Consider the following 21,547-nt stretch of genomic DNA (forward strand, 5'->3'; position numbering starts at 1 on the left):
GCTAACCATGAAGGAAAATATCAACAGTGGTCTCAACCACTTCACGAATCTATCAGGAGACTATGGCGCAAAAGCACTAGCTCCAATTAAAGACCACTTCCCTGACTTGGCTGAATTTATTATGGGGAATGCCTATGGCGATATTTTTCAACGTAATACTATAGCCCCTGACTGGAAGGAAATCGCAGTCATTTCATCTTTAATTTCAATGGGTCAATTCGAACAGTTGGGCGTTCATTATGTCATGGCCCTTCGTGTTGGAGTTACCGTAGAACAGCTTAAAGGTATTCTATTACACTTAGTACCCGTTATAGGGGCACCTAGAATCATCACAGCTTTTAATATCCTGCTTGCAACCATAGAAGAAATCCAATAACCCAACAGTTCGACAACAATATACAAAATTCGACTTTATTATTGCATACACTTGAAAAATATGCCTATAATAGAGTCGGAATATCCCATTACTTGCTGTATAGTGTCGAATTTTGACTTTTATAAAACAGCTAAATGGATATACATGGCTGGATATTGCAGTCGAACTGTTTTGGACAAATTCAATCTATGGGAGAGATTTAGGCATGGGAAGTTTCGTTTTGAAGACAGACACTACAAACAAGGTTATTAACATTGAGTTAGATGGAACATTTTCTGAAGAAGATGGTCTAAAATCTATTCAAGCTTATCAACAAACTATCAATCCAATTACTCCAGCTGACTATGAACTAAAAATCGACTGCAGAAAGCTAAATGTAACTGCACCAGATGTTGTACCTCTTTTAGAAAGCTGCTTTGTAATGTTTAAGAATGATGGATTTGTAAAAGTAAATCTAACGCTTGAAAATAACCCGATCCTCAAAATGCAGCTTTCCCGTCTTGGCCGTAAAGCTGGACTCGATAACATCGAGATCATTTCTGCGGTTACAGTCTAGATCTTTTAATCTTAATATGTAGGCCACATTTTACTGCTTTCCTGGAGGCGTATTATGACCGGAATTCGTATTAAAGGCATTGATATCTATCATCCCAGCAATATAGTTGGTAACGACTTTTTCATTAAGCATTTTGACGAAAAAGGCATTGATATTCGAGGTCTATTATCCGCATTAGGTCGTATTACGCGGTATAGTATTAAGGATGCGGATGAGAATTCCCTTACGATGGCTTTTGAGGCTGCCAGGAATGTTCTGGAGAAAAGTGGTCTCACAGGTGCCGATATCGACCTTATTGCCTATGCAAGTCAAACTCCTGAGTATATCTTTCCTACCAACTCATTAATGATTCACCGTTTGATCAAAGGCGCATCCCATACGATCTGCATTGACAGTAATGCTAATTGTGCGGGTATGACGGCTTCTGTGGAACAGGTTAGCCGTCAGATGCAAGCGAATCCTAGGATTAAACGAGCGTTGGTCATCGGCTCCGATTATGTAACCCCTCATGCCGATAAGAATGATCCAGTCTATTACGCTAACTTCGGTGATGCAGCGGCGGCAGTCATTCTTGAACAAGCTGAGGATGTGGTCGGTTTCATTGACTCTATCTACCAAACGGATCCTTGTGTTTGCGATAATTCCAAGTTCCCGTGCGCAGGCCTGGCTAAACTGGGTAAACAAGGTGTAGCGGCTGGAGAGTTTAATGTGAAGTTTATTCCTTTTGATAATTCCATTTGCATAGATGCTGCTTCTGAGTCTATTCGTACTCTACTGTCTAACAACAATATCGCGCCTGAAGCCATTAAAGCAGCCTGCTTCTCACAGTTTTCATTGCCTAATATCTTAGAGATGTGTGAGAAAGTCGGCATTGATCGCAATGTAGCGGTATACATAGGGGATGAATTCGGATATACCTCTACCAGCAGCCCATTTATTGCTCTACATAAAGCTGTAACTACTGGAAAGATCGAACGTGGTGATAAAGTCCTGTTCTGGACAGTGGGCGCCGGTTGGCAAAATGTAGCATTTGTTATTGAATATTAGGAGCTGTATAACAAAAAGCGGCAAGCTAGGGATTCACCTAAGCTTGCCGCTTTTTAATATAAATATGAACGCAACATCAGGACTTACTTGCAAAGGTGAGCCCCTTTTCCGCGAGAGCACTCCGTAATAGGACGATCGCCTTTGGCCCCAATCCATGTAGCTGCAGAAGCTCTCCTTCAGTAAGCTTGCTGAATTGTTGAAGCTGAACATATCCAGCCCCATGCAGGGCTCGAAGCGCCGGCTTAGATAGTCCGCCCGGCAGATCAGATTCGGTTCCTTTAACCATAGATATATACAGCTCCTTTATCACTGATATCCTTCATGCTTCTCCCAACCCATGGTACGCGCTACAGCGTCCTTCCAGGCGTTGTAACGACCTTCCCGCTCAGTTATACCCATCTCAGGCGAGAAGACCCTCTCAGCCTTGTTGAAGCTCTCTAGCTGGGCACGTGTCCAGACTCCGGACGTTAACCCGGCCAGAAGCGCCGCACCCAAAGCTGTTGTCTCCGCATATGTTGTTCTAGTAACCTCACTGCCCAGGATATCAGACTGGAATTGCATCAGCAAATCGTTACGCACAGCTCCGCCATCCACACGAAGGCCGGTCAATGGCATGCCTGCGTCTTTTTCCATAGCTCCTATTACATCTCTAGATTGAAAGGCTAAGGACTCCAATGTAGCTCGTACCAGATGTCCTGAGGTAGTGCCTCTAGTAAGGCCAAATATGGCTCCACGGGCATACATATCCCAATAGGGTGCCCCCAGTCCGGTAAACGCAGGCACAACGATAACCCCTTCACTGTCCTCTACTTCCCGTGCTTTATCTTCTGAGCCTGCTGGCTCCTCTATAAGACCAAGCCCCTCCTGCAGCCACTGAACGGCCGCTCCGGCCACGAACACACTGCCCTCTAGGGCATAATAGAGTTCATCTCCCATACCCCAAGCTACAGTGGTCAACAAGCCATGGCTGGAGGCTACAGCTTCTGTGCCTGTGTTCATTAGAATAAAGCAGCCTGTACCATAGGTGTTTTTGGCACTGCCGGGTTCTAGACAAGTATGTCCAAACAATGCGGCCTGTTGATCTCCAAGTACAGAGCGAATTGGAATGTCCGCCCCGAACCACTGTTTGTCTGCTACTCCAAATTCGCCGCCAGACATTCTTACTTCTGGCAGAATGGCACGCGGAATACGAAGCTCTTCCATTAGCTCTTCATCCCAGCACCGTTCATGAAGATTGAACAGCATCGTACGTGAGGCATTGGTAACATCAGTGACATGTACGGCTCCGCAAGTAAGTCTCCAAATTAACCAGCTGTCGATCGTCCCTGCTAGAAGTTCCCCACGATTCGCCCGTTCTCGGGCGCCATCCACATGATCCAGTATCCAGGAGATTTTCGTAGCTGAGAAATAAGCATCTACAACAAGGCCCGTCTTGCTCGCTATAACTTGCTCCAGCCCTTTACTTTTAAGTTCTTCACATTGCTCTGCAGTACGCCTGTCCTGCCACACAATCGCAGGGTATATCGGTTTGCCCGTTATTTTATCCCAGATTAAAGCTGTTTCTCTCTGATTGGTTATTCCGATGGCAGAGATCTCCTCAACTGCTATGCCACCCCGCGCAATCGCATCTCTTGCCGCTGCGAGCTGTGACGCCCAGATTTGCTCAGGGTCATGCTCTACCCAGCCTGGATGGGGGAAGGATTGTTTAACTTCATATTGACCTTGTGAGACCCATTTAGCCTCCGTATCGAACAATATGGCTCGTGAGCTGGTAGTACCTTGGTCTAAAGATAAAATCATTCTATGCCCTCCCAAGCAAAACCTACAAGATATGTTCCACGATGAACAAGATTAATGTGTTTGTTTCAACAAAAAGCACCTCTGCTGTCAGAGGCGCTATCACACATTGTGTTTGGAATTACTGTTTTTCGACAGGAAGTCTTAGCGTAAAGGTTGTACTTTCGCCTAGTTTGCTTGAAGCTGAGATGGTCCCGTGATGCGACTCTACAATATTTTTAACAATCGCAAGTCCAAGTCCCGTTCCACCTGATTCTCCCCGTACACGCGCCTTATCAGCTTTGTAGAAGCGGTCAAATATATACGGCAGATCCTCTGGTGGAATTCCAACCCCTTCATCCTGAATTTTAATCTCAAGATAACGACGGCCTTCTAATACACAAGTTCCTGTATGAACCGTGATTTTTTTGCCACCCTGTGTGTGGCGAAAAGCATTATCAAGTAAATTGGTTAAGACTTGTTCCAGCTTATCCTCATCCGCTGCCTTCAGAACAGCAATATCACTCTCTTGCCGTAAGTGAAGATGGATATCGCGCTCTTTCGCACGTACAGAAAATTTACGGTAGACTCGTTCCAGCAGTTCGTTCATGTCCACCTGAGCTTTCATCATATCCGTATGTCCGGCTTCCATTCGGGCAAGATCAAGCAAATCCTTAACCAGACGCCCCATACGCAGTGATTCGTCATGAATGACCTGGATCAGCTCACTGCTTTCTTCGGGGGATGAAGCCATCCCGTCCAATAAAGCCTCACTGTACCCTTGCATCATCGACAATGGAGTGCGGATTTCATGGGAGACATTAGCTACGAAGTCTCTGCGCATCTTTTCCAGACGCACCTCTTCCGTCACATCCCGCAGTACAGCAACTACTCCCCGGATGCTGCCTTCAGAATATAACGGTGCCATATGAACAGACCAGACGCCCTGCCGTACATGTACATTGGAGCGGTCATCGCCACCTTGCTTCAAGGTGCTTAAAAATAAAGGACGCAGGGGAGGAGGAACACTGCTCTCAGCCGTTTCGGGATGGAGCTCAGCATCACTCGCATGTTCCCACTGCAAATCGCTCCAGCTCTCTAGCAGAGCTTGGCCATGCGGATTGGTCAAAATAATCTGCCCTTCAATGTCAAAGGTGATCACAGCATCGCTCATACTGCGCAGTACGCTAGACAGATGCCCCTTCTCATGATGCAGACTGCGAATGTTCTCTTCAAGCTCCTCAGCCATATGGTTAAAGGAAGTAGCCAACTGGCCAATTTCATCACTTGTGACAAGCGTAAGCCTTGTTCCGTATTCACCCCGTCGAATGTTATTCGCAGCTTCAATGACACGCTGCATCGGCTGAGTAATTTTGGTAAACAAAAACAACGCAAAAAATGTCGTCAAAGAAAATCCGATCATACAAGTATACATAAATAAACGTTTGATATCTCCGGAATTGGCAAAGTTACTGTCTATGTAGGGAAGCAAAAATAACCCCAAGGTAATAAGCACGACAGCGACCAGGCAGATGATCGTAACCCACAGTTTGCCGACAAGACTTCTCCAGAAGTTCACTTATTTAGGTACCTCTAGTTTGTAGCCTACGCCCCATACGGTCGTAATCATCGCTGCAGATTCCGGTGATACTTTATTCAGTTTTTCACGAAGACGTTTTACGTGAGTATCTACAGTACGCAAATCTCCGAAAAATTCATAATTCCAGACATCCTTAAGCAGTTCTTCACGAGAAAATACTTTATCAGGCGAAATAGCCAAATAATGCAGAAGTTCATATTCTTTAGGTGTCAAACTTACTTCTTCACCACCAGCAGTCACACGGTGAGCATCATGTTCAATAATAAGATGAGTAAATACAATGTTATTGCTGGAATTGCTCTCCTTGGACAAGAAAGCAGTTGCCGAAGAACGGCGCATAATAGCCTTCACCCGGTAAATGACTTCACGTGGACTGAAGGGCTTCACAACATAATCGTCTGCGCCCATCTCAAAGCCTTGGACACGGTTGATCTCTTCGCCTTTAGCTGTAAGCATTAAGACTGGTGTTGACTTCACTCCTCTGAGTCTTGTCAGCACTTCCATCCCATCGATGCCAGGCAGCATAACATCCAGCAAAATCAGACCGTAGTCATTTGCTGTTGCTTTACGAAGAGCGATTTCTCCGTCTTCCGCTTCATCGATTTCATAACCTTCTTTTTCAAGATACATCTTTAGCAGGCGGCGAATGCGTTCCTCATCATCCACTACCAGAATTCTGTTTAAATGATCTGCCATTTCACTACAACCCCTTCATCAATACAGTAGAACGTAACCTTTAAACCATTGTGCAACGTTAACAGGTAAACTATGCTCAGTCCGTCCCCGCGTAAGAATGAAGTCCGGCGATGACTAAATTAACGCCAACCAGAGTAAACATTACGACCAGGAAGCCAAGCACAGCCAGCCAGGCAGATTTTCTTCCTTGCCATCCACGAGCCAAACGTAAATGAAGATAAGCGCTATAGAAGAGCCAAGTGACAAGCGCCCAGACTTCCTTAGGATCCCATCCCCAGAATCTTCCCCAAGCGATTTGCGCCCATATCATTGCAAAGATCAAAGCGCCTAATGTGAAAATAGGAAAGCCAATGGCTATCGCCCTATACGTAATCTCATCTAGATCGCCCTCATCAATTCCGTCCATCACTGGGTGTAAAGCAGTACCCAGCGATTTACGTACGATCAAGCGAAGAACTCCGTAGAGGATTAATCCCGAAAGGAGTGACCAAATTACAGTATTAAACTTCCGTCCAGCATTTACACCATTCATCCAAGATGGTGCCTCAAAGAGTGGTTCTTTTATGCCAAGAAACGACTGGAAGCTCTCAATTTCGCTATTGTGAGGTGCCACAATCGGCGGCATTCGATAACTCACTTTCTCTATTGTACTATTTTCCTGCCCGGGGCTGTCAATCGTAACGTTCGGACGGACAAAAACAGTTTCATAGCCTGCTCCGCGGAATGCAAAAACAGAACCCAGAAACCCAATTATAACAATGATTGAAAAGAGAGTAAATTCGACCAGCCTCTGTTGCTTGCGATCCGCCTTCTCTTTACTGGAAAAATTGACTGTTCGCAGCAGATACATCAGTCCCGCCGCAAACCCTACTGCGAAGAAGGATTCACCTAGTGCAGCCAGTGTTACGTGAATCTTTAAGTAGTTCGATTGAAGAGATGGAATCAGCGGCTGTACTTCCTGTGGAAATACTGCGGCATAAGCCATCACAATAATACTGATTGGAACTGCAAAAAGACCCAAGATTACCTTACGATAAATAGCGTACATCACAGTAAAGGCAACCATCACCATCATCGATAAAAAAGTCATGAACTCATACATGTTGCTGACCGGAATATGCCCTGAGCCCGCCCAGCGTGTAAAGAAATAAATAAGATGAAAGATAAGACCTATTGAAGAGAAAATAAAAGCAATTTTGCCCCAACGCGCTGTATGTTCCTCCGGCTTGCGGCCTGACCACTTGCGACCCATGATGGCGATAGTGAATAACATAAACGAACCGCTGTATAATAAAAATGCGGCAATAAAGACAGCGCTGCTGATGTCGAGCAAGCTCATGAAAGGCCTCCTCCATTATCTAATGATTTTTCATCGACTACCAGATCTACTTTTTCTAAAATAGAAACGATCTCACGGCGGAACCCGAACCAGTTCTTGTTCGTATGTCCTCCGAGGATAAGCTCCCCGTTAGCAACGGTAAGCCAGATACGTCTATGCTGCCAGTAGAAGCCAAGCACTAAACCCAGCATCACGATTGCTGCACCTAGCCATACAAACGGCATTGCACGATCAATACGTATATTCAAGTAAGTAGTCGATTCCGAAAAATCAACGTCGCTCATGTTGTCCACTTCAAGCTCAAGAAATCTATTGCTCCCGCCAAGCTTATCGTTAATGGCAGCCTGTTGAAACTGCGCCTTATCCACCTGTTTAGGAAAATAGAAATACTGCTGCCCTTCCGCCGGGAGATCCGGACCTTGTATCAGGAACAAAAAAGCAGGTGCATTCGGATAAGGTGATTTGGAAATCGGCTGACCCTCCTCATTTAGACCAAAATCCATATACTTTTCTTTCAAAGTTAAAGTATAAGGACCCGCCTGAATTGCCCGCTGAGGGTTCTTCATGTCCAGCTTAAATTTGCCGTACGCCTCGCCAGTGGTGGAATTCTTAAGCTCAGGCTGTACCGAACGCAGCACAGGGGTCAGATCATAATCAAACTGATACGCTTTCAATCCTTTATAATCCAAAGGTGAATTTACTTGGATATCATGTTTCGTCACCTCGGATAGCTGCGGTTCCTTCGAAGGGTCTCCACAATCCGCGGTGCATTCATAAAGCACAGCTTGGGTCTGGAATAGCTTTGGAAGTATTTTTTTGCCGCGAAATTCCTCAGGCATCTCTTCCTCCGTATAAAACTCCACGGTAAATTTCTCATTTTTCAAATAATAGGTGGTGTCCGGAATCTGTGTGATCTCCCCTTGCGGGAAAGCAAGATGCTGATCCATGTTCAGTCCCGGCAATCCTCTTGCTAATACAGCAAGTAAAAAAATAATTAAGCCAATATGTATTACATAAGGTCCCCAGCGGCTGAAGCGATGTTTCTCTGCCAGCAGAGCCCCTCCATCCGTCTTCACGCGATAGCCCTTTTTACGCATAGGCTGAATTACCCTGGCTACCCAAGCTTCTGGTTCCTCTTGTACTTCAGTCACTAACACAGCTTTTTGCCGAGTTAAGAACTGACGATGTTTCCGAATCTTCTGTCTGGTTAAGGCCTTATAGAGCGGAAGTACTCGATCCAAGCTACAGATCACAAGTGAAGCGCCGATCATTACGAGTAGAGTTACAAACCACCAGGATTCGTATGTATGTGAAAGTCCAAGTTTGTGATAAATATATCCGGCTGTTCCGTACTCTTGCTTGTAATAAACTGAGGCATCAATATTAAGAAAAGTACTCTCCTGCGGGAAAATCGTCCCCAGCATAGAGCCTATAAGTGTCAACACGATCAGGTAGATCGCTATTTTGACGGAAGAGAAAAAGTTCCACACCCGATCAATAATCCCCGGGTTAACGCGCTGAGATCGGCGAGCTACGCCATCGTAACGCATTTCCAAATTCTCGCCCCAGTCTGATTCCTTCCCCAACGGCTTCCCGCATGCTTCGCATAAAACAGTACCTACAGGGTTCTGGTGACCACATTCACATTTGGTATTGGTTATAAATGCCTCGCGTTCACTCATCAATCCACCAGCTTCCCAATTTGATCATCAAGTGAATTCAAATCAAGCTGGCCGATATGAATGTTGTCAATTTTACCCTTGGAATTAATGAATAAGGTAGTTGGCAGCGGAGAAATACCATAACTTCGTACAGCATCACGTCCAGTGTCCATCAAAATCGGAAAATCGATGTTTACCTGCTTCACAAAATTCTCGACAGTCATCCGGTCTTCGCCCACATTAATGCCTAAGACCACTACGTCTTTGTCCTTCCATTTCTCCCATTGCGCTTGGAGAGCCGGCATTTCTTTGACACAAGGTGCACACCAAGAGCCCCAGAAATTAAGCACAATAGTCTTGCCCTTATATTCGTCTAGGGTATGAGCCAGACCGTCAAGCCCAAGCAAATCAAAGGAAGGTGCTTTGCTCCCTTCCTCTGGTTTGCCGCTTCCCCCAAATACAGAGGAACCGATGGCATAACCGCCCACTATAACAATTAGAAACAGAATCACGATTTGAATTGGTTTTCTTGCTTTACCCACACGTAAAGCCCCCTTCTGTGACGCAACTCATACTTATGTTGTAAGGTGTGAACATCCTATGAACATTATAGCGAATTTCGTCACAGCTTTAGGGGGTTTAATTGTGAATATTCTGTGTCTTTATGACTCTTTACGTGGAGTTCTTTCTTTAAGCAATCCTGCTTTGGCAATTTGCTGCAGATGGTTAATTTCATCCTTGGTCAAATGACGGTAAGAGCCACGTTTGAGATTTTGCAGCATAATATCCCCGAATGAAATCCGTTTCAGACGGAGTACGGGGTGTGAAATCGCATCAAACATGCGTCGTACCTGACGGTTACGTCCCTCGTGAATCGTGATGCTGATAACCGCTTCCTTATTTGCCTCATCAATATCCTTGTACTCTACTTCCGCAGGCGCTGTCATGCCATCTTCCAGCTTGATGCCAGCTTTCAGCTTGTCCAATGCAGTGCCATGCGGTATACCCTTGACCGTAGCATGATACGTCTTAGGTACATGATGCTTCGGATGAGTCAGCAAGTTAGCAAAGTCCCCATCATTCGTCAGCAGCAGCAAACCTTCCGTATCGTAATCGAGTCGGCCTACAGGGTAAACCCGTTCAGTAATTCCTTTTAGGTAGTCAGTTACAACCTTACGACCCTTTGGATCGGAAGCGCTTGTGATTACTCCCTTAGGTTTGTTGAACATAATATAGATTTTGTTCTCGCCCCGGATCAGTCTACCGGAAACTTTAATAATATCTGTTGCGGGGTCCACCTTCGTGCCAAGCGTAGTTACGAGTTCCCCGTTGACTTCCACTTTACCGGCCAAAATCATTTCTTCACACTTACGTCTGGACGCCACACCGGCCTGCGCCAAAATTTTCTGTAATCTTTCCATATTCGACTAGTCACCTCAGATCAATGATAACCATCAGAGGGATAAATCACAAGTTCATTCCAAGGAAAAAATGCTCCTGGGCAGGAATTATTGTGGGGTTCGATGATTAAAGGGGAGATTTGGTAGCGTTCTACTAATTCTAAAACGAGTTTAGCCGTTGCAAAAAGCTGCTCCTGCCTTCCGGATATTGGAGGATCGCCCACTTCCTTACCAAAATCACCTTCCAAACAAATATGAATATACTCCGGATCTGTCAGTAGCGGTGCTGCATAAATCGCGCCATCCACTCCTACCCAGAAGTCAAAACCTTTACCGTTAATGGATGTGCAGCTAGAATGATGCAGAATAAAGCCTTTATAGTTCATTGCGGAATGCCCCCCTCCACATTGCTGCAATAGCATATGTTCAGGGGGGCAATGGGGTGACTATCCAAATAATAGCAAACACACAGCGATCGCGGCGACAAAGCCGACAACATCGGAGAACAGGCCAACCTTAAGCGCATAACGGCCATTCCGTACGCCTACAGCCCCAAAGTAAACGGTCAAAACATAAAGCGTAGTATCTGTGCTCCCCTGTATGGTGGAAGCAATCATACCAATTAAAGAATCCGGACCATGCACACGGATTAGATCCGTAGTGTAAGCAAGCGACCCAGTCCCCGTAAGCGGCCGCAAAAGACCAAGCGGCAATACTTCTGCCGGAACACCAAGCCCCCGCAGGGCTGGGGATATGAAGCCCATAAAAAAGTCCAGCGCACCGGAAGCGCGAAAAACGCTGATCGCAACCAGCATCCCCACAAGATGGGGAATAATCGCAATGGCCGTGCCAAACCCATCTTTCGCACCTTCAACAAAGGATTCGTAGACTGGCACTTTGCGCGTAAAAGCATAGAGCGGGATGAACGTGATCATGACCGGAATCGCCCATGCCGATATGAGACTGATAAACTGGTACAAATCACGTTCACCCTTTCAATGAGGAATTAGGGAGTGTTGTCTTCGCCAAAGGAGGAACCCCGGACTTTGCTGAAGGGGGCTTCGGCGGTTTGCGCAATAAAGTCAACCTTCGGAAAAACCGGTCTGCCGCAATCGCTGCAAGTGTAGCCACGGCCGTTGCTGCAAGTGTTGTACCTACTATGCCTGCGGGATCGGCTGAACCATAGTTTAACCGGATGGCAATCAGTGTGGCCGGGATAAGCGTAATACTTGCTGTGTTAAGCGCTAGAAGAGTACACATGGCTGGTGTGGCGGTCTCTTTATCAGGGTTGAGCTTTTGCAGCTCCTGCATCGCCTTGATGCCCATTGGCGTTGCGGCATTGCCTAGTCCGAGCAGATTAGCACTCATATTGGAGAGAATATATCCTATGGCAGGATGCCCTTTCGGCACATCAGGGAATAAAAAAGCTACGACAGGGCCAAGCACCTTGGCAATCTTTTTAAGCAAACCTGCATCTTCTGCTATCTTCATAATCCCAAGCCAGAACACAAGCACACTGATTAAGCCAAAACTTACCGTTACCCCACTCTTGGCTCCGTCGAATACGGCGGCTGTAAACTCATCCATTCTGCCGTTAACGGCGGCGAACAGAAAACCGATGATGATCATTCCTAGCCAAATCCCGTTAATCATGGATACGCCTCCTTCTTCATTCATCAGCCCATTTTCTTATTTCGAACTCGCTCCCATTTCAAATAGAGCCTTCAGTGCACTGCCCAGCGCCTGGAACCAATTATTTGCCGGGTAAGCCTGTGCTAGTGTGGGACTGTACTTTTTCATATAAGCAGATTGCTCAGGAGGCAGGTTCTCAGGAGTATACACCGGCACGCGACCTATTTCTTTTCCGCCCAGCTCCAGCACAAGCGCTCCTTGCAATCCAAAATTCGCTCGTGTAGCTTCGGCTGAAGCACTTTCCTTCTGATTTAAAACAAGTTTCGTGATCACTCTATTTTGTTCACCTTGTCCAAGTGGATAAGCAAAGGTTTTGGAGGTTACAAAGTTATAGCCCGACACGGCATCACCACGTTCGATCAGTGTTTTGAGCGGATAGTGATTAAACCCGAAGTTTAGCAGGGAAGCATGATCATTCCAGTCATCGCCGTCATTTATAGTAACTGCGACAAGCTGCTGGCCGTTTCTGGTGGCAGAGCTGACAAGGCAGCGCAGTGCTTTTTTGGTATAACCTGTCTTTACACCGTCCGCTCCCTCGTATAAATACAGCATCTTATTTTTGTTTCTCCATTTGTAATCCCATTTCTCATTTGGATTGTCTGCAGTTTTCTCCTGCGTCTTCACAATTTCTTTAAATACAGGATTATGAAGAGCATAAGCGGTCAGAACAGCCAAGTCGTTAGCACTAGAATAATGCCCTTCAGCGTCAAGACCATGGGGATTAGCAAAATGAGTATGGGTTAGCCCTAGCTCCTCAGCCTTAGCGTTCATAAGGTATACAAAACCTTCCTCAGAACCACCGATATGCTCAGCGATCGCCGTTGCTGCATCATTCCCTGAGCGCAGCATCAGGCCATACAGCATATTTTCCAGCGTCATCTCTTCTCCCTGCTGCAAGTAAATAGAAGAGCCTTCTTTCGCATAGGCATTTTTTCCTACTTTGACTTTAGAGGCTAAATCACCATTCTCAATGGCGACGAGGGCGGTCATAATTTTGGTCAAGCTGGCAATAAGCATAGGCTCATCCCCACGGCTGCTGTACAAAATACGCCCAGATTCCACATCAATCAGTGCCGCTGCTCTTGCATGTGTAGAGATAGAGCTGTTCTCGGCCTGAATTGAAGATAGCGGCGCCAGAAGCAGCAGCGAAAGGCACAATATTAAGGCGAATGGCCATTTACGGGTTATTGTCTTCATGTTCATCCTCCGGCTTCTTATCGGATCTTAAGTAAAAGTGTTTATGTTGTACAAGTGTATGCGGACCAGCCTTAGGGTATGTCCACTCCTTGGGATGTTCCACACAAAATATCCCCACAACGTGAGGCTTTGCTTCGATACATTCTCAGGTAATTTGGGGATCAAAATATACTTTCTGACACGTCAAAAAAGGGACACCGCCTGTGTATGGCGATATCCCCGAGGCTATTTGTAGAATTATGTGTACCTAATGAGTTGAAGATTGAGATGTACTTGGATCGGTTTTAACAGGTGCTGCTGCCGGTGTGGCAGGTGTTGGAGGCGTTTGAGCTGCAGCATTACCGGTTTGGAACATCGTTTGAATTTTGTCGATGAGCCCTGGTGTTGCATCGATGATTTTTTCGAATAGGTGAGTTTGATTGTCCAGAGGGACAATATTCACTCCATCCTTACCTACCACTAAAAAAGCGATCGGTCGAATGGAGACGCCTCCCCCGCTACCTCCACCAAATGGAAGCATTTTGACTCCACCTTGGGAGCTTGAACCACTTATAGAATCTTCTACTCGATAATCACTACCACCAGCAGCAAATCCAAAGGCAACTTTACTGATAGGCAGGATAATGCTGCCGTCAGGGGTTTGTACTGGATCACCGACAATGGTATTCACATCTACCATACCCTTGATATTTTCCATCGCTGTTTGCATTAGGCCTTGAATAGGATGGTCGCTCATATTGTTTCCTCCTTTAATTGAGTACGATTTCTCTTTCTTCTACAGCGTATATCATCCCCACATCCGCCCATTTGTATGTAACTTTCATTTTAAACTTTCCCGTGTGGCTCCTGACGCATCTGTTTCAGCAGATTTCTCCAATGGCCGATCCCGCCTTTTTCACGCAAGACACGCCGAGATAGTCGCATTAAGGCATACAAAGTATAGCCGACTGACATTTTCCCCTTACAGACAAACTCCATTGCAAAACAAAGCTCATCTTCAAAAACAGGCTTAACAAAAATTCGAGGATGCTGCTGCAATTTCACCCACTGCGAAATAAAACCAACAATACTCCATTTCAGGCCCCAAACCGCTCCCGATGCGGTCGCAGTGTCTGCTGCATCACCAAGAGAGAAATCGGTGGACCAATCGAGCTTTGATATTTTGACATGAGCTGCAGTCTCTTTTAACCATTCCTTCAAGCCGCGTGTAGATTTCACAGCTTGGTTAACATTGGCGCGCCAGTGCATTACTCTTTCTTTATCAAATATCTCTTCTTTTACGGTATCTACACCTGTCGTCGCAGTCCCTGTCTCTTTAAACTTTCCCCACACACCCTGCTCCAATCCCTTAAAGACCAATTGGGGAAGTTCATAGTGAAGCTTTATCAAACCAAAAAGAGAGGTAACATCTAATTCGAGCAGGTCATTTTTTCCATGTTTATAACACCGTATGCGGAAATCGATAGATGAAGACAGGACCAGGATCAGTGCCAGTACAAGCAAAACAAGGGGAATTGCAAGCCATAACGTCACGTATTTACCTCCAAGAAACCTTAATAATGGGAACCTTTGGTTTAGTATGGCAATTTAAGCTGGAAAAAATTCGGGGTTTGCATAAAAAATATGAGTTTAAATAAAAATAGGGACTGTCCCAAACCACATAAATGGTTTAAGGGCAGTCCCTTCAATACAATTATTAGCGTTCTCGTACGAACTAAGGCAGCTCGACATCCTCAAAAGTCATTTGAGTATCCAGCTTATTGAACAATAGCTGTGTCTCTTCTTCCAAATTATCCGTGGACTCAAAATTTGTCGGTTCCGGCAGATCCTTTAGACTGGCAAGACCAAAGCTCTCCAAGAAGGATTTAGTCGTCCCGTACAAAATTGGCCGGCCTACCGCTTCCGCACGACCAACCTCATGAATCAAATCCTTGTTATTCAGCGTATGAATTGCGCGTTCCGACTTCACACCTCGGATCTCTTCAATCTCCACCCGCGTAATCGGTTGGCGATAAGCCACGATTGCGAGAGTCTCTAAGGCAGCCTGAGACAAGGTTGATCTGGATGGTGAATAGGCCAGACGCTCAAAATAGTGGGCATGATCAGGCAATGTAGCCAGCCGATAATTCCCGGCAATTTGCACTACCTGTAAGCCCCGCTCCTGTGCTACATAATCTTCTTTTAGTTCCTCTAAGGCTCCGGCCGCAAGCTCTGGGCGCTGTTCCGTAATTTCAGCCACTTGGCGTACGGAGATTCCCTCATCCCCTGATAGAAACAGCAGGCCTTCAATAATCGATTTCAGCGTTTTGTAATCCATTGAAGTGTTCTCCTCCTCTCCACTCCATTACGATGTCATCAAACAATTTCTCTTGGTAGCAAAAAATCGCCTTCATTTTCATCAGTTCCAGAATCGCAAGAAAAGTAACTACGATTTCGTGCCGTGCCATTTCATCGTGAAGCAGTGCCGAGAAATGCAGCTTACCGCCTGTTCCTCTGCGCTGCAGCGCATCTGATACATCACGTATACGATCTTTTACCGATATTTCATCCCGGGTGATCCGCTGGTAAGAAGACCTTCTGGCAGCCTTACTTAGCGCTTTACGAAAAGCGGCTATTAAGTCTGAGGTATGTAGTCCTTTTAGCGTTTGATCAATCTCTTCTGGCACGAATGGACCCAAATCCTCAGGCTCCTTCGTAAAAATCAAGCTCCGCTCGCTCTCCATATCCATTAAATGTACAGCAATACTCTTGAACTTACGATACTCAATCAGTCGCTGAACAAGTTCAGCTCGTGGATCAAATTCATCCTCTTCGTAATATTCAAAATCATCGATCTCAATGACCGGTGGTTTGGGCAGCAATAGCTTGCTCTTTATAGATAAAAGGGTAGCGGCCATCACGAGAAATTCACTCGTAATATCCAATTCAAGCTCCTGCATGCTACGCAGGTATTCCATATACTGTTCGGTGATCTCGGCGACCGGAATGTCCTGGATGTCGATTTCCGCCTTATCAATTAAATGCAAGAGCAGATCCAGCGGACCTTCAAACGTCTCCAGCTTGTACAATACAGTCACGAAGCATCCTCCCGCCAAAAAAAGTAAAGTGCAGCGCCCGTCTGGACGCTACACAAGTAGAAAGGGCTCTTATAATCCATGCTTTCTTCTTATACTATAAATAAGCACGAATTCGACTGATTCGTCAATAGCTGACTTACTTAAACAGTTTGTTAAGATTCGCCATTTCAATCGCAGCAGTCGCAGCATCCCAGCCTTTATTGCCTGCTTTGGTTCCTGAACGCTCGATGGCCTGTTCAATATTTTCAGTAGTGACTACGCCAAAAATGGTCGGCACGCCGGTCTTAAGATTGATAGCGGCTACTCCTTTGGCAACTTCATTACATACATAATCATAGTGTGTAGTGGAACCACGGATAACCGTTCCTAAGGTGATTACAGCGTCGTATTTGCCGCTTTCAGCCATTTTTTGCGCGATCAACGGAATTTCAAATACCCCTGGAACCCAAGCAACATCCACTTCATCATCACCAACACCATGGCGTTTAAAGGCATCAAGTGCACCTGACAAAAGCTTGCTGGTAATAAATTCATTAAAACGTCCTACAACAACTCCGTATTTTAACCCCTCAGAAACTAAGTGACCTTCTAAATATTTCGGCATATCCATCATCTACCCTTCGTTTTTTATAATGTATGGTTAAGCTTTCGAATCCTCATTTTGTTCAATATCGTCAAAAGACAGCATATGTCCAAGCTTCGCTTGCTTCGTGTGGAGATAATTGGTGTTGTCCTTGTTCTCCGGCATTTGTATCGGCACGCGCTCAACGACTTCCAACCCATAACCCTCCAGCCCTTTGATCTTACGCGGGTTGTTCGTGAGCAGACGGATTTGGCGCACACCCAGATCCTTCAGAATCTGTGCTCCAATTCCATAGTCACGCAGATCTGCTGGAAAACCAAGCTTTAGATTCGCATCTACAGTGTCAAGACCTTCCTCTTGCAGCTTGTAAGCCCGAAGCTTATTGATAAGGCCAATGCCTCTGCCTTCTTGGCGCATATAGAGTAACACGCCCCTACCGGCAGTTTCGATCTGCCGCAGTGCAGCTTCAAATTGCGGGCCGCAATCACAGCGATGGGAGTGGAATACATCACCAGTCAGGCATTCGGAATGTACACGTACAAGCACTGGCTCATCGCCGGAAATATCGCCTTTTACCAAAGCTACATGCTCTTTATCATCCACTTCATTTGTATAAGCAATGGTCTGGAAATCTCCAAAATCGGTAGGAAGTCGTACAGACACTTCGCGTGTGACGAGTTGTTCTTTTTCGTTGCGATAATGAATAAGATCCTTGATACTGATCAGCTTAAGATCATGCTTGCGGGCAATTTCGATTAGATCAGGTAAGCGGGCCATTGAGCCATCTTCCTTGATAATCTCGCAAATGACACTGGCTGGATAAGCGCCACACATCCGCGCTAGATCAACAGCAGCCTCCGTATGTCCGGAGCGGCGCAGAACGCCACCTTTTTTCGCAATCAGCGGGAACATATGCCCCGGTCTGCGGAAATCAGCAGGTTTCGCTTTTGGATCAATCATGGCTTTAACGGTCAAAGATCTTTCCCCCGCAGAGATCCCAGTGGTTGTATCTTTATGGTCAACAGATACGGTAAAAGCCGTACCGTGATTATCGGTATTGTGGGTTACCATAGCTTGCAGTTCAAGTTCTGCCGCACGCTCCTGGGTAATAGGCATACAAACCAATCCACGTCCCTCAGTAATCATAAAATTGATGACCTCTGGTGTCGCACGTTCAGCAAGGGCTATAAAATCCCCTTCATTCTCACGATCTTCATCATCCACTACAATGATGACTTTACCGCGCATTAAGTCATATATTGCTTCTTCAATCGGATCCAAGACACTTTCCTTTTTCGATTGCTCGCTCATGATCCTATCCTCCTAAAAGCTTTACGAAAGATTATTCCCTTCTTCGTAAGCAAACTCTTTATTTAAACAAACCCGTTCGCCGCCAAAAAATCATGACTAATCCCGGAGCGGCTCTCGCCTTCCTCATCTTGGGCGGCTGAGCCATAATGCAATAAATGATCTACATATTTGCCAAGTACGTCACACTCGATATTCACACTATCCCCGGCCCGTTTGTGCGTCAGAACTGTTTCCCCTAACGTATGCGGAATAATGGACACTGCAAGCGATGTTGCTGTAGTCTTCACTACAGTTAAACTAATGCCGTCGATCGTGATCGATCCCTTGGGGATAATATATTTAAATAGTGATTTACGATCCGGTGCAATCTCGAATACAACAGCATTCTGATCACGTTTTACACTTTTAATAATGGCAGTGCCATCAACATGTCCTTGGACAATATGCCCTCCAAAACGCCCGCCGGCTGCCATCGCTCGTTCCAGATTCATCCGGCTGCCGGGCTTCAGCTCCTTCAGATTGCTATTCCGGTAGGTCTGCGGCATTACATCCACTGTAAAGGAATGATCGCCCAAAGTTGTCGCCGTGAGGCAAACCCCATTGACGGACACACTGTCACCGATTTTTAGATCATCCATGATGACCGAAGCGGCAATATTCAGCACCATCATTTCCCCACCGGCGGAGACACTGCGCAAAACACCAACCTCTTCAATTAATCCGGTGAACATGATATCCCTCCTAAAAAGCATTACTTCCTCAAATTCACTTCTTGCATAGCTTTTGTTAGCGTACCGGAGTACCGCTGATACATACATTATCTCCTAGCACTTTTACTTCCAATCCTTCAAGTGAGATCGCATCCTTCATCAGCTCTACACCCGGAAATACGAAAGTCCCTTTCGCTTCTGTGCCACCGCCAACAATTTTTGGAGCGAAGAAGAGAATCACACGATCCACTAGCCCGCTCTCCAGCATCGCACCATTCAGCGTCCCCCCGCCTTCCAGTAAAATAGAGCCTATCTCCATTTCGCCAAGGGATATCATGGCCGCCTTCAAATCAACTCTTGGACCTGCTCCGCACACAACGATTTGAACGCCTGCTTCCAGCAGTGCAGCCTTTTTAGCAGGATCTGCAGCATCGGTTGTTACAATAAGTGTAGGCGCTTGACCATCACATACAACTGCCGAATCCAGAGGAATACGTAGCCCGGAATCAATGATGATCCGCGTCGGGTTAATGCCAGGCACTTCTGTTCTTGTTGTCAGAGAGGGATTATCAGCAATCACTGTATTCACACCGACCATGATGCCCTGATGCCGATGCCGCAGCGTATGTACGATCTCCCGCGCTTCCCCATTCGAAATCCATTTACTGTCACCAGATTTGGTAGCTAGATTGCCATCAAGTGTACTTGCACTCTTCAGCGTAACAAAAGGTTGTTTTGTCAAAATATATTTGATAAAACGCTCATTCAATCGAAGCGCACGATCACGCAACAAACCGACTTCGACCTCAATCCCTTGATCACGCAGCATTTGAATTCCGCGCCCTGCCACCTGAGGGTTCGGGTCTTCACAAGCAACTACAACCCTAGCTACCCCTTCATCGATCAGCCTTTGGCTGCAAGGTGGAGTTTTTCCATAATGGCTGCACGGTTCTAGTGTGACATATGCCGTACTGCCCTGTGCCTGCCCAGCTGCCATATTCAAGGCGTGCACCTCGGCATGCCCCGTACCTCGCTGTAAATGAGTTCCGAGTCCAATCATTGCTCCATTCTTCACCACAACGCAGCCAACAACAGGGTTAATTCCCGTCTGTCCTTGGGCACGTTCGGCCATGTCCAGTGCTAGCGACATATAAAACTCATCATTCATGTTGTCCATCTCTTCCTCCTATCCACTGCTGTCAATTCTTAAGCTAAAAAAAACAGAAAAACCCATCTCATTCTCCAGGAGGAGTTCAAGATGGGTTATGCGAGAGTTCATCGGCAGTCCAAATAAAAGTGTGCTTAAATAGCCGTCAATCGACGGGCATTGTGAAATATCGCACATGATTATATGAAAACACTGCGGTCCGCCAGTCCATTGCAGACAAGCGGTTAACCTCTCCTTCTTCCATCCAGACTATACTGTCGGTCCCGGAATTTCACCAGGTCCACCGTTCGCGTCAACAACGCGAGCCGGGTAGCGGACTGAGCACTGTAGATAAACTGAATAAGTTATTTCTACAACAGCATCACCGCCGGTAGGGAATTACACCCTGCCCTGAAGGATTGATCCTTTATTTAATTGAGATTCAAGTTTTCCTTACTAACAAAATTATCACTTACACCAGCGAAATGCAAGTGCGTTTATTATATTTACTTAAAATTTGTAACTAGATTATAGATTGTACTGAGTTTATAAAAGGAAACCAAGAAGCGCCAGGACAAGGACTCCTGGCGCTTCTTGGTTATATTTCAGGATTACAAACCACGTTCTTGTTGTTTCAAAAGATCACGAATTTCCGTAAGCAGCACGATATCCTCTGCAGGTGCTGGAGTCTCTACCACTTCAACTTTAACGGCTTCTTTGCGCTGAAATTTATTGGCGAGCTTAATCACCAGAAAGATAGAGAAGGAAATAATAAAGAAATCAACAACCGATTGTAAAAATAGTCCGTAAGGTATTTTCAGGTCCGTAGTGACTTCAAGCACCCGGTCCTTTAAATCTATACCACCCGTAAGCAAACCTGCAATTGGCATAATAATGTCATTTACTAATGAAGTTACAATCTTTCCGAATGCAGCTCCAATAATGACCGCAACCGCTAAATCAAGAACATTTCCTTTTAAGGCAAAAGATTTAAATTCTTTCCACATATACCAAATAACCCCCACATATATAATTTGAAATTATTATAGCATAGTAGCTTCCTATTTCTTAAGACTTGTTAAGAAACTATTAAGTTTCCCTTTACTTTTATCTGCCACCGCTGTTAAGAAGTTTCCTGTTAAATAAAGTTTAAGAATTATTTCTTACATGATAGAGCCATGGCTGAGAATGTATTATCTACAGATCAACACATGGATTGAGGTACAGCGATCAGAGCAAACTAAAAGGAAAAACCAAACTGGCATAATGCTGTGGGGGATTTGGTCTTTTATTCCACTAATTTATTAGCTGCTATACAGTACCTTTGCCTTCACTGGTCTTCAAATGAGGCTTCCAAACAAGAAAATGTTGTATACTTC

General features: G+C 45.6%; 24 protein-coding genes and 1 riboswitch. Of the genes, 3 read left to right on the top strand and 21 right to left on the bottom strand.

Annotation, left to right across the window (positions count from 1 at the left end):
* Positions 1–7: 7 nt before the first annotated feature.
* From MHI25_RS21430 to MHI25_RS21440, 3 genes are all read left to right on the top strand, one after another.
* Positions 8–376, top strand: a complete 369-nt coding sequence (locus tag MHI25_RS21430; protein WP_036676184.1) for a carboxymuconolactone decarboxylase family protein — start codon at positions 8–10, stop codon at positions 374–376.
* 112 nt (positions 377–488) lie between these two features.
* Complete coding sequence (locus MHI25_RS21435) at positions 489–932, top strand: hypothetical protein (RefSeq protein WP_248548483.1); 444 nt, start codon at positions 489–491, stop codon at positions 930–932.
* A 54-nt stretch (positions 933–986) separates the two neighbouring features.
* Positions 987–1,979 carry a ketoacyl-ACP synthase III gene (locus MHI25_RS21440; protein WP_076127476.1) on the top strand — a complete coding sequence of 331 codons (993 nt, stop codon included), beginning with the start codon at positions 987–989 and terminating at the stop codon, positions 1,977–1,979.
* Between the two features lie 76 nt (positions 1,980–2,055).
* On the opposite strand, the gene MHI25_RS21445 is transcribed toward MHI25_RS21440, so the two are convergent.
* The 21 genes from MHI25_RS21445 to mscL form a co-directional block, all read right to left on the bottom strand.
* Positions 2,056–2,265 (bottom strand): DNA-binding protein, encoded by a 210-nt coding sequence (locus MHI25_RS21445; RefSeq protein WP_340394220.1) that lies wholly within the window; start codon positions 2,263–2,265, stop codon positions 2,056–2,058.
* A 20-nt stretch (positions 2,266–2,285) separates the two neighbouring features.
* Complete coding sequence (gene glpK, locus MHI25_RS21450; protein ID WP_076213562.1) at positions 2,286–3,779, bottom strand: glycerol kinase GlpK; 1,494 nt, start codon at positions 3,777–3,779, stop codon at positions 2,286–2,288.
* A 118-nt stretch (positions 3,780–3,897) separates the two neighbouring features.
* Positions 3,898–5,334, bottom strand: coding sequence for an ATP-binding protein (locus MHI25_RS21455; RefSeq protein WP_340394222.1), 1,437 nt, complete (start codon positions 5,332–5,334; stop codon positions 3,898–3,900).
* Complete coding sequence (locus MHI25_RS21460; RefSeq protein ID WP_036676174.1) at positions 5,335–6,051, bottom strand: response regulator transcription factor; 717 nt, start codon at positions 6,049–6,051, stop codon at positions 5,335–5,337.
* A 76-nt stretch (positions 6,052–6,127) separates the two neighbouring features.
* The gene (gene ccsA / locus MHI25_RS21465) at positions 6,128–7,390 is read right to left on the bottom strand and encodes a cytochrome c biogenesis protein CcsA (RefSeq protein ID WP_340394224.1); all 1,263 of its coding nucleotides are present in this window, start codon (positions 7,388–7,390) and stop codon (positions 6,128–6,130) included.
* The gene (locus tag MHI25_RS21470) at positions 7,387–9,072 is read right to left on the bottom strand and encodes a cytochrome c biogenesis protein ResB (protein ID WP_076127467.1); all 1,686 of its coding nucleotides are present in this window, start codon (positions 9,070–9,072) and stop codon (positions 7,387–7,389) included. The genes ccsA and MHI25_RS21470 overlap by 4 nt, the downstream gene beginning before the upstream one ends.
* Positions 9,072–9,593, bottom strand: coding sequence for a redoxin domain-containing protein (locus tag MHI25_RS21475; RefSeq protein ID WP_038572444.1), 522 nt, complete (start codon positions 9,591–9,593; stop codon positions 9,072–9,074). The genes MHI25_RS21470 and MHI25_RS21475 overlap by 1 nt, the downstream gene beginning before the upstream one ends.
* A 120-nt stretch (positions 9,594–9,713) precedes the next feature.
* On the bottom strand, positions 9,714–10,472 hold the full coding sequence (locus MHI25_RS21480) for a pseudouridine synthase (protein ID WP_036676166.1): 759 nt from the start codon (positions 10,470–10,472) through the stop codon (positions 9,714–9,716).
* Positions 10,473–10,492: 20 nt separating this feature from the next.
* On the bottom strand, positions 10,493–10,837 hold the full coding sequence (locus tag MHI25_RS21485) for an N-acetylmuramoyl-L-alanine amidase (protein WP_038572446.1): 345 nt from the start codon (positions 10,835–10,837) through the stop codon (positions 10,493–10,495).
* Between the two features lie 60 nt (positions 10,838–10,897).
* Entirely contained in the window at positions 10,898–11,431 is a 534-nt protein-coding gene (locus MHI25_RS21490; RefSeq protein WP_036676158.1) for a spore maturation protein, read from the bottom strand.
* A gap of 7 nt (positions 11,432–11,438) precedes the next feature.
* A complete protein-coding gene (locus MHI25_RS21495; RefSeq protein WP_076127464.1) occupies positions 11,439–12,104 on the bottom strand; it encodes a nucleoside recognition domain-containing protein in 666 nt (221 codons plus the stop codon).
* Between the two features lie 36 nt (positions 12,105–12,140).
* On the bottom strand, positions 12,141–13,340 hold the full coding sequence (locus MHI25_RS21500) for a D-alanyl-D-alanine carboxypeptidase family protein (protein WP_179088156.1): 1,200 nt from the start codon (positions 13,338–13,340) through the stop codon (positions 12,141–12,143).
* A gap of 247 nt (positions 13,341–13,587) precedes the next feature.
* On the bottom strand, positions 13,588–14,076 hold the full coding sequence (gene ytfJ, locus MHI25_RS21505) for a GerW family sporulation protein (protein ID WP_076127461.1): 489 nt from the start codon (positions 14,074–14,076) through the stop codon (positions 13,588–13,590).
* Between the two features lie 89 nt (positions 14,077–14,165).
* Positions 14,166–14,873 (bottom strand): DUF2953 domain-containing protein, encoded by a 708-nt coding sequence (locus MHI25_RS21510; protein ID WP_340394229.1) that lies wholly within the window; start codon positions 14,871–14,873, stop codon positions 14,166–14,168.
* 181 nt (positions 14,874–15,054) lie between these two features.
* The gene (gene scpB, locus MHI25_RS21515; RefSeq protein ID WP_036676149.1) at positions 15,055–15,657 is read right to left on the bottom strand and encodes an SMC-Scp complex subunit ScpB; all 603 of its coding nucleotides are present in this window, start codon (positions 15,655–15,657) and stop codon (positions 15,055–15,057) included.
* On the bottom strand, positions 15,626–16,417 hold the full coding sequence (locus MHI25_RS21520; RefSeq protein ID WP_036676147.1) for a segregation/condensation protein A: 792 nt from the start codon (positions 16,415–16,417) through the stop codon (positions 15,626–15,628). Before MHI25_RS21520 ends, scpB begins: the two co-directional genes overlap by 32 nt.
* 136 nt (positions 16,418–16,553) lie before the next feature.
* A complete protein-coding gene (gene ribE, locus MHI25_RS21525) occupies positions 16,554–17,021 on the bottom strand; it encodes a 6,7-dimethyl-8-ribityllumazine synthase (protein ID WP_036676377.1) in 468 nt (155 codons plus the stop codon).
* A 36-nt stretch (positions 17,022–17,057) separates the two neighbouring features.
* A complete protein-coding gene (locus tag MHI25_RS21530) occupies positions 17,058–18,311 on the bottom strand; it encodes a bifunctional 3,4-dihydroxy-2-butanone-4-phosphate synthase/GTP cyclohydrolase II (protein WP_076127453.1) in 1,254 nt (417 codons plus the stop codon).
* 62 nt (positions 18,312–18,373) lie between these two features.
* Positions 18,374–19,042: a riboflavin synthase gene (gene ribE, locus MHI25_RS21535; RefSeq protein WP_076127451.1), complete on the bottom strand. Its 669-nt coding sequence runs from the start codon at positions 19,040–19,042 to the stop codon at positions 18,374–18,376.
* A gap of 55 nt (positions 19,043–19,097) precedes the next feature.
* Positions 19,098–20,198 (bottom strand): bifunctional diaminohydroxyphosphoribosylaminopyrimidine deaminase/5-amino-6-(5-phosphoribosylamino)uracil reductase RibD, encoded by a 1,101-nt coding sequence (gene ribD, locus MHI25_RS21540; RefSeq protein ID WP_076127449.1) that lies wholly within the window; start codon positions 20,196–20,198, stop codon positions 19,098–19,100.
* Positions 20,199–20,417: 219 nt separating this feature from the next.
* Positions 20,418–20,591: riboswitch (FMN riboswitch) on the bottom strand.
* A gap of 188 nt (positions 20,592–20,779) precedes the next feature.
* Positions 20,780–21,175 carry a large conductance mechanosensitive channel protein MscL gene (mscL, locus tag MHI25_RS21545; RefSeq protein ID WP_340394232.1) on the bottom strand — a complete coding sequence of 132 codons (396 nt, stop codon included), beginning with the start codon at positions 21,173–21,175 and terminating at the stop codon, positions 20,780–20,782.
* Positions 21,176–21,547 lie beyond the last annotated feature (372 nt).

The sequence above is a fragment of the Paenibacillus sp. FSL E2-0177 genome (assembly GCF_037992975.1).
Lineage (GTDB): Bacteria > Bacillota > Bacilli > Paenibacillales > Paenibacillaceae > Paenibacillus_AQ > Paenibacillus_AQ odorifer.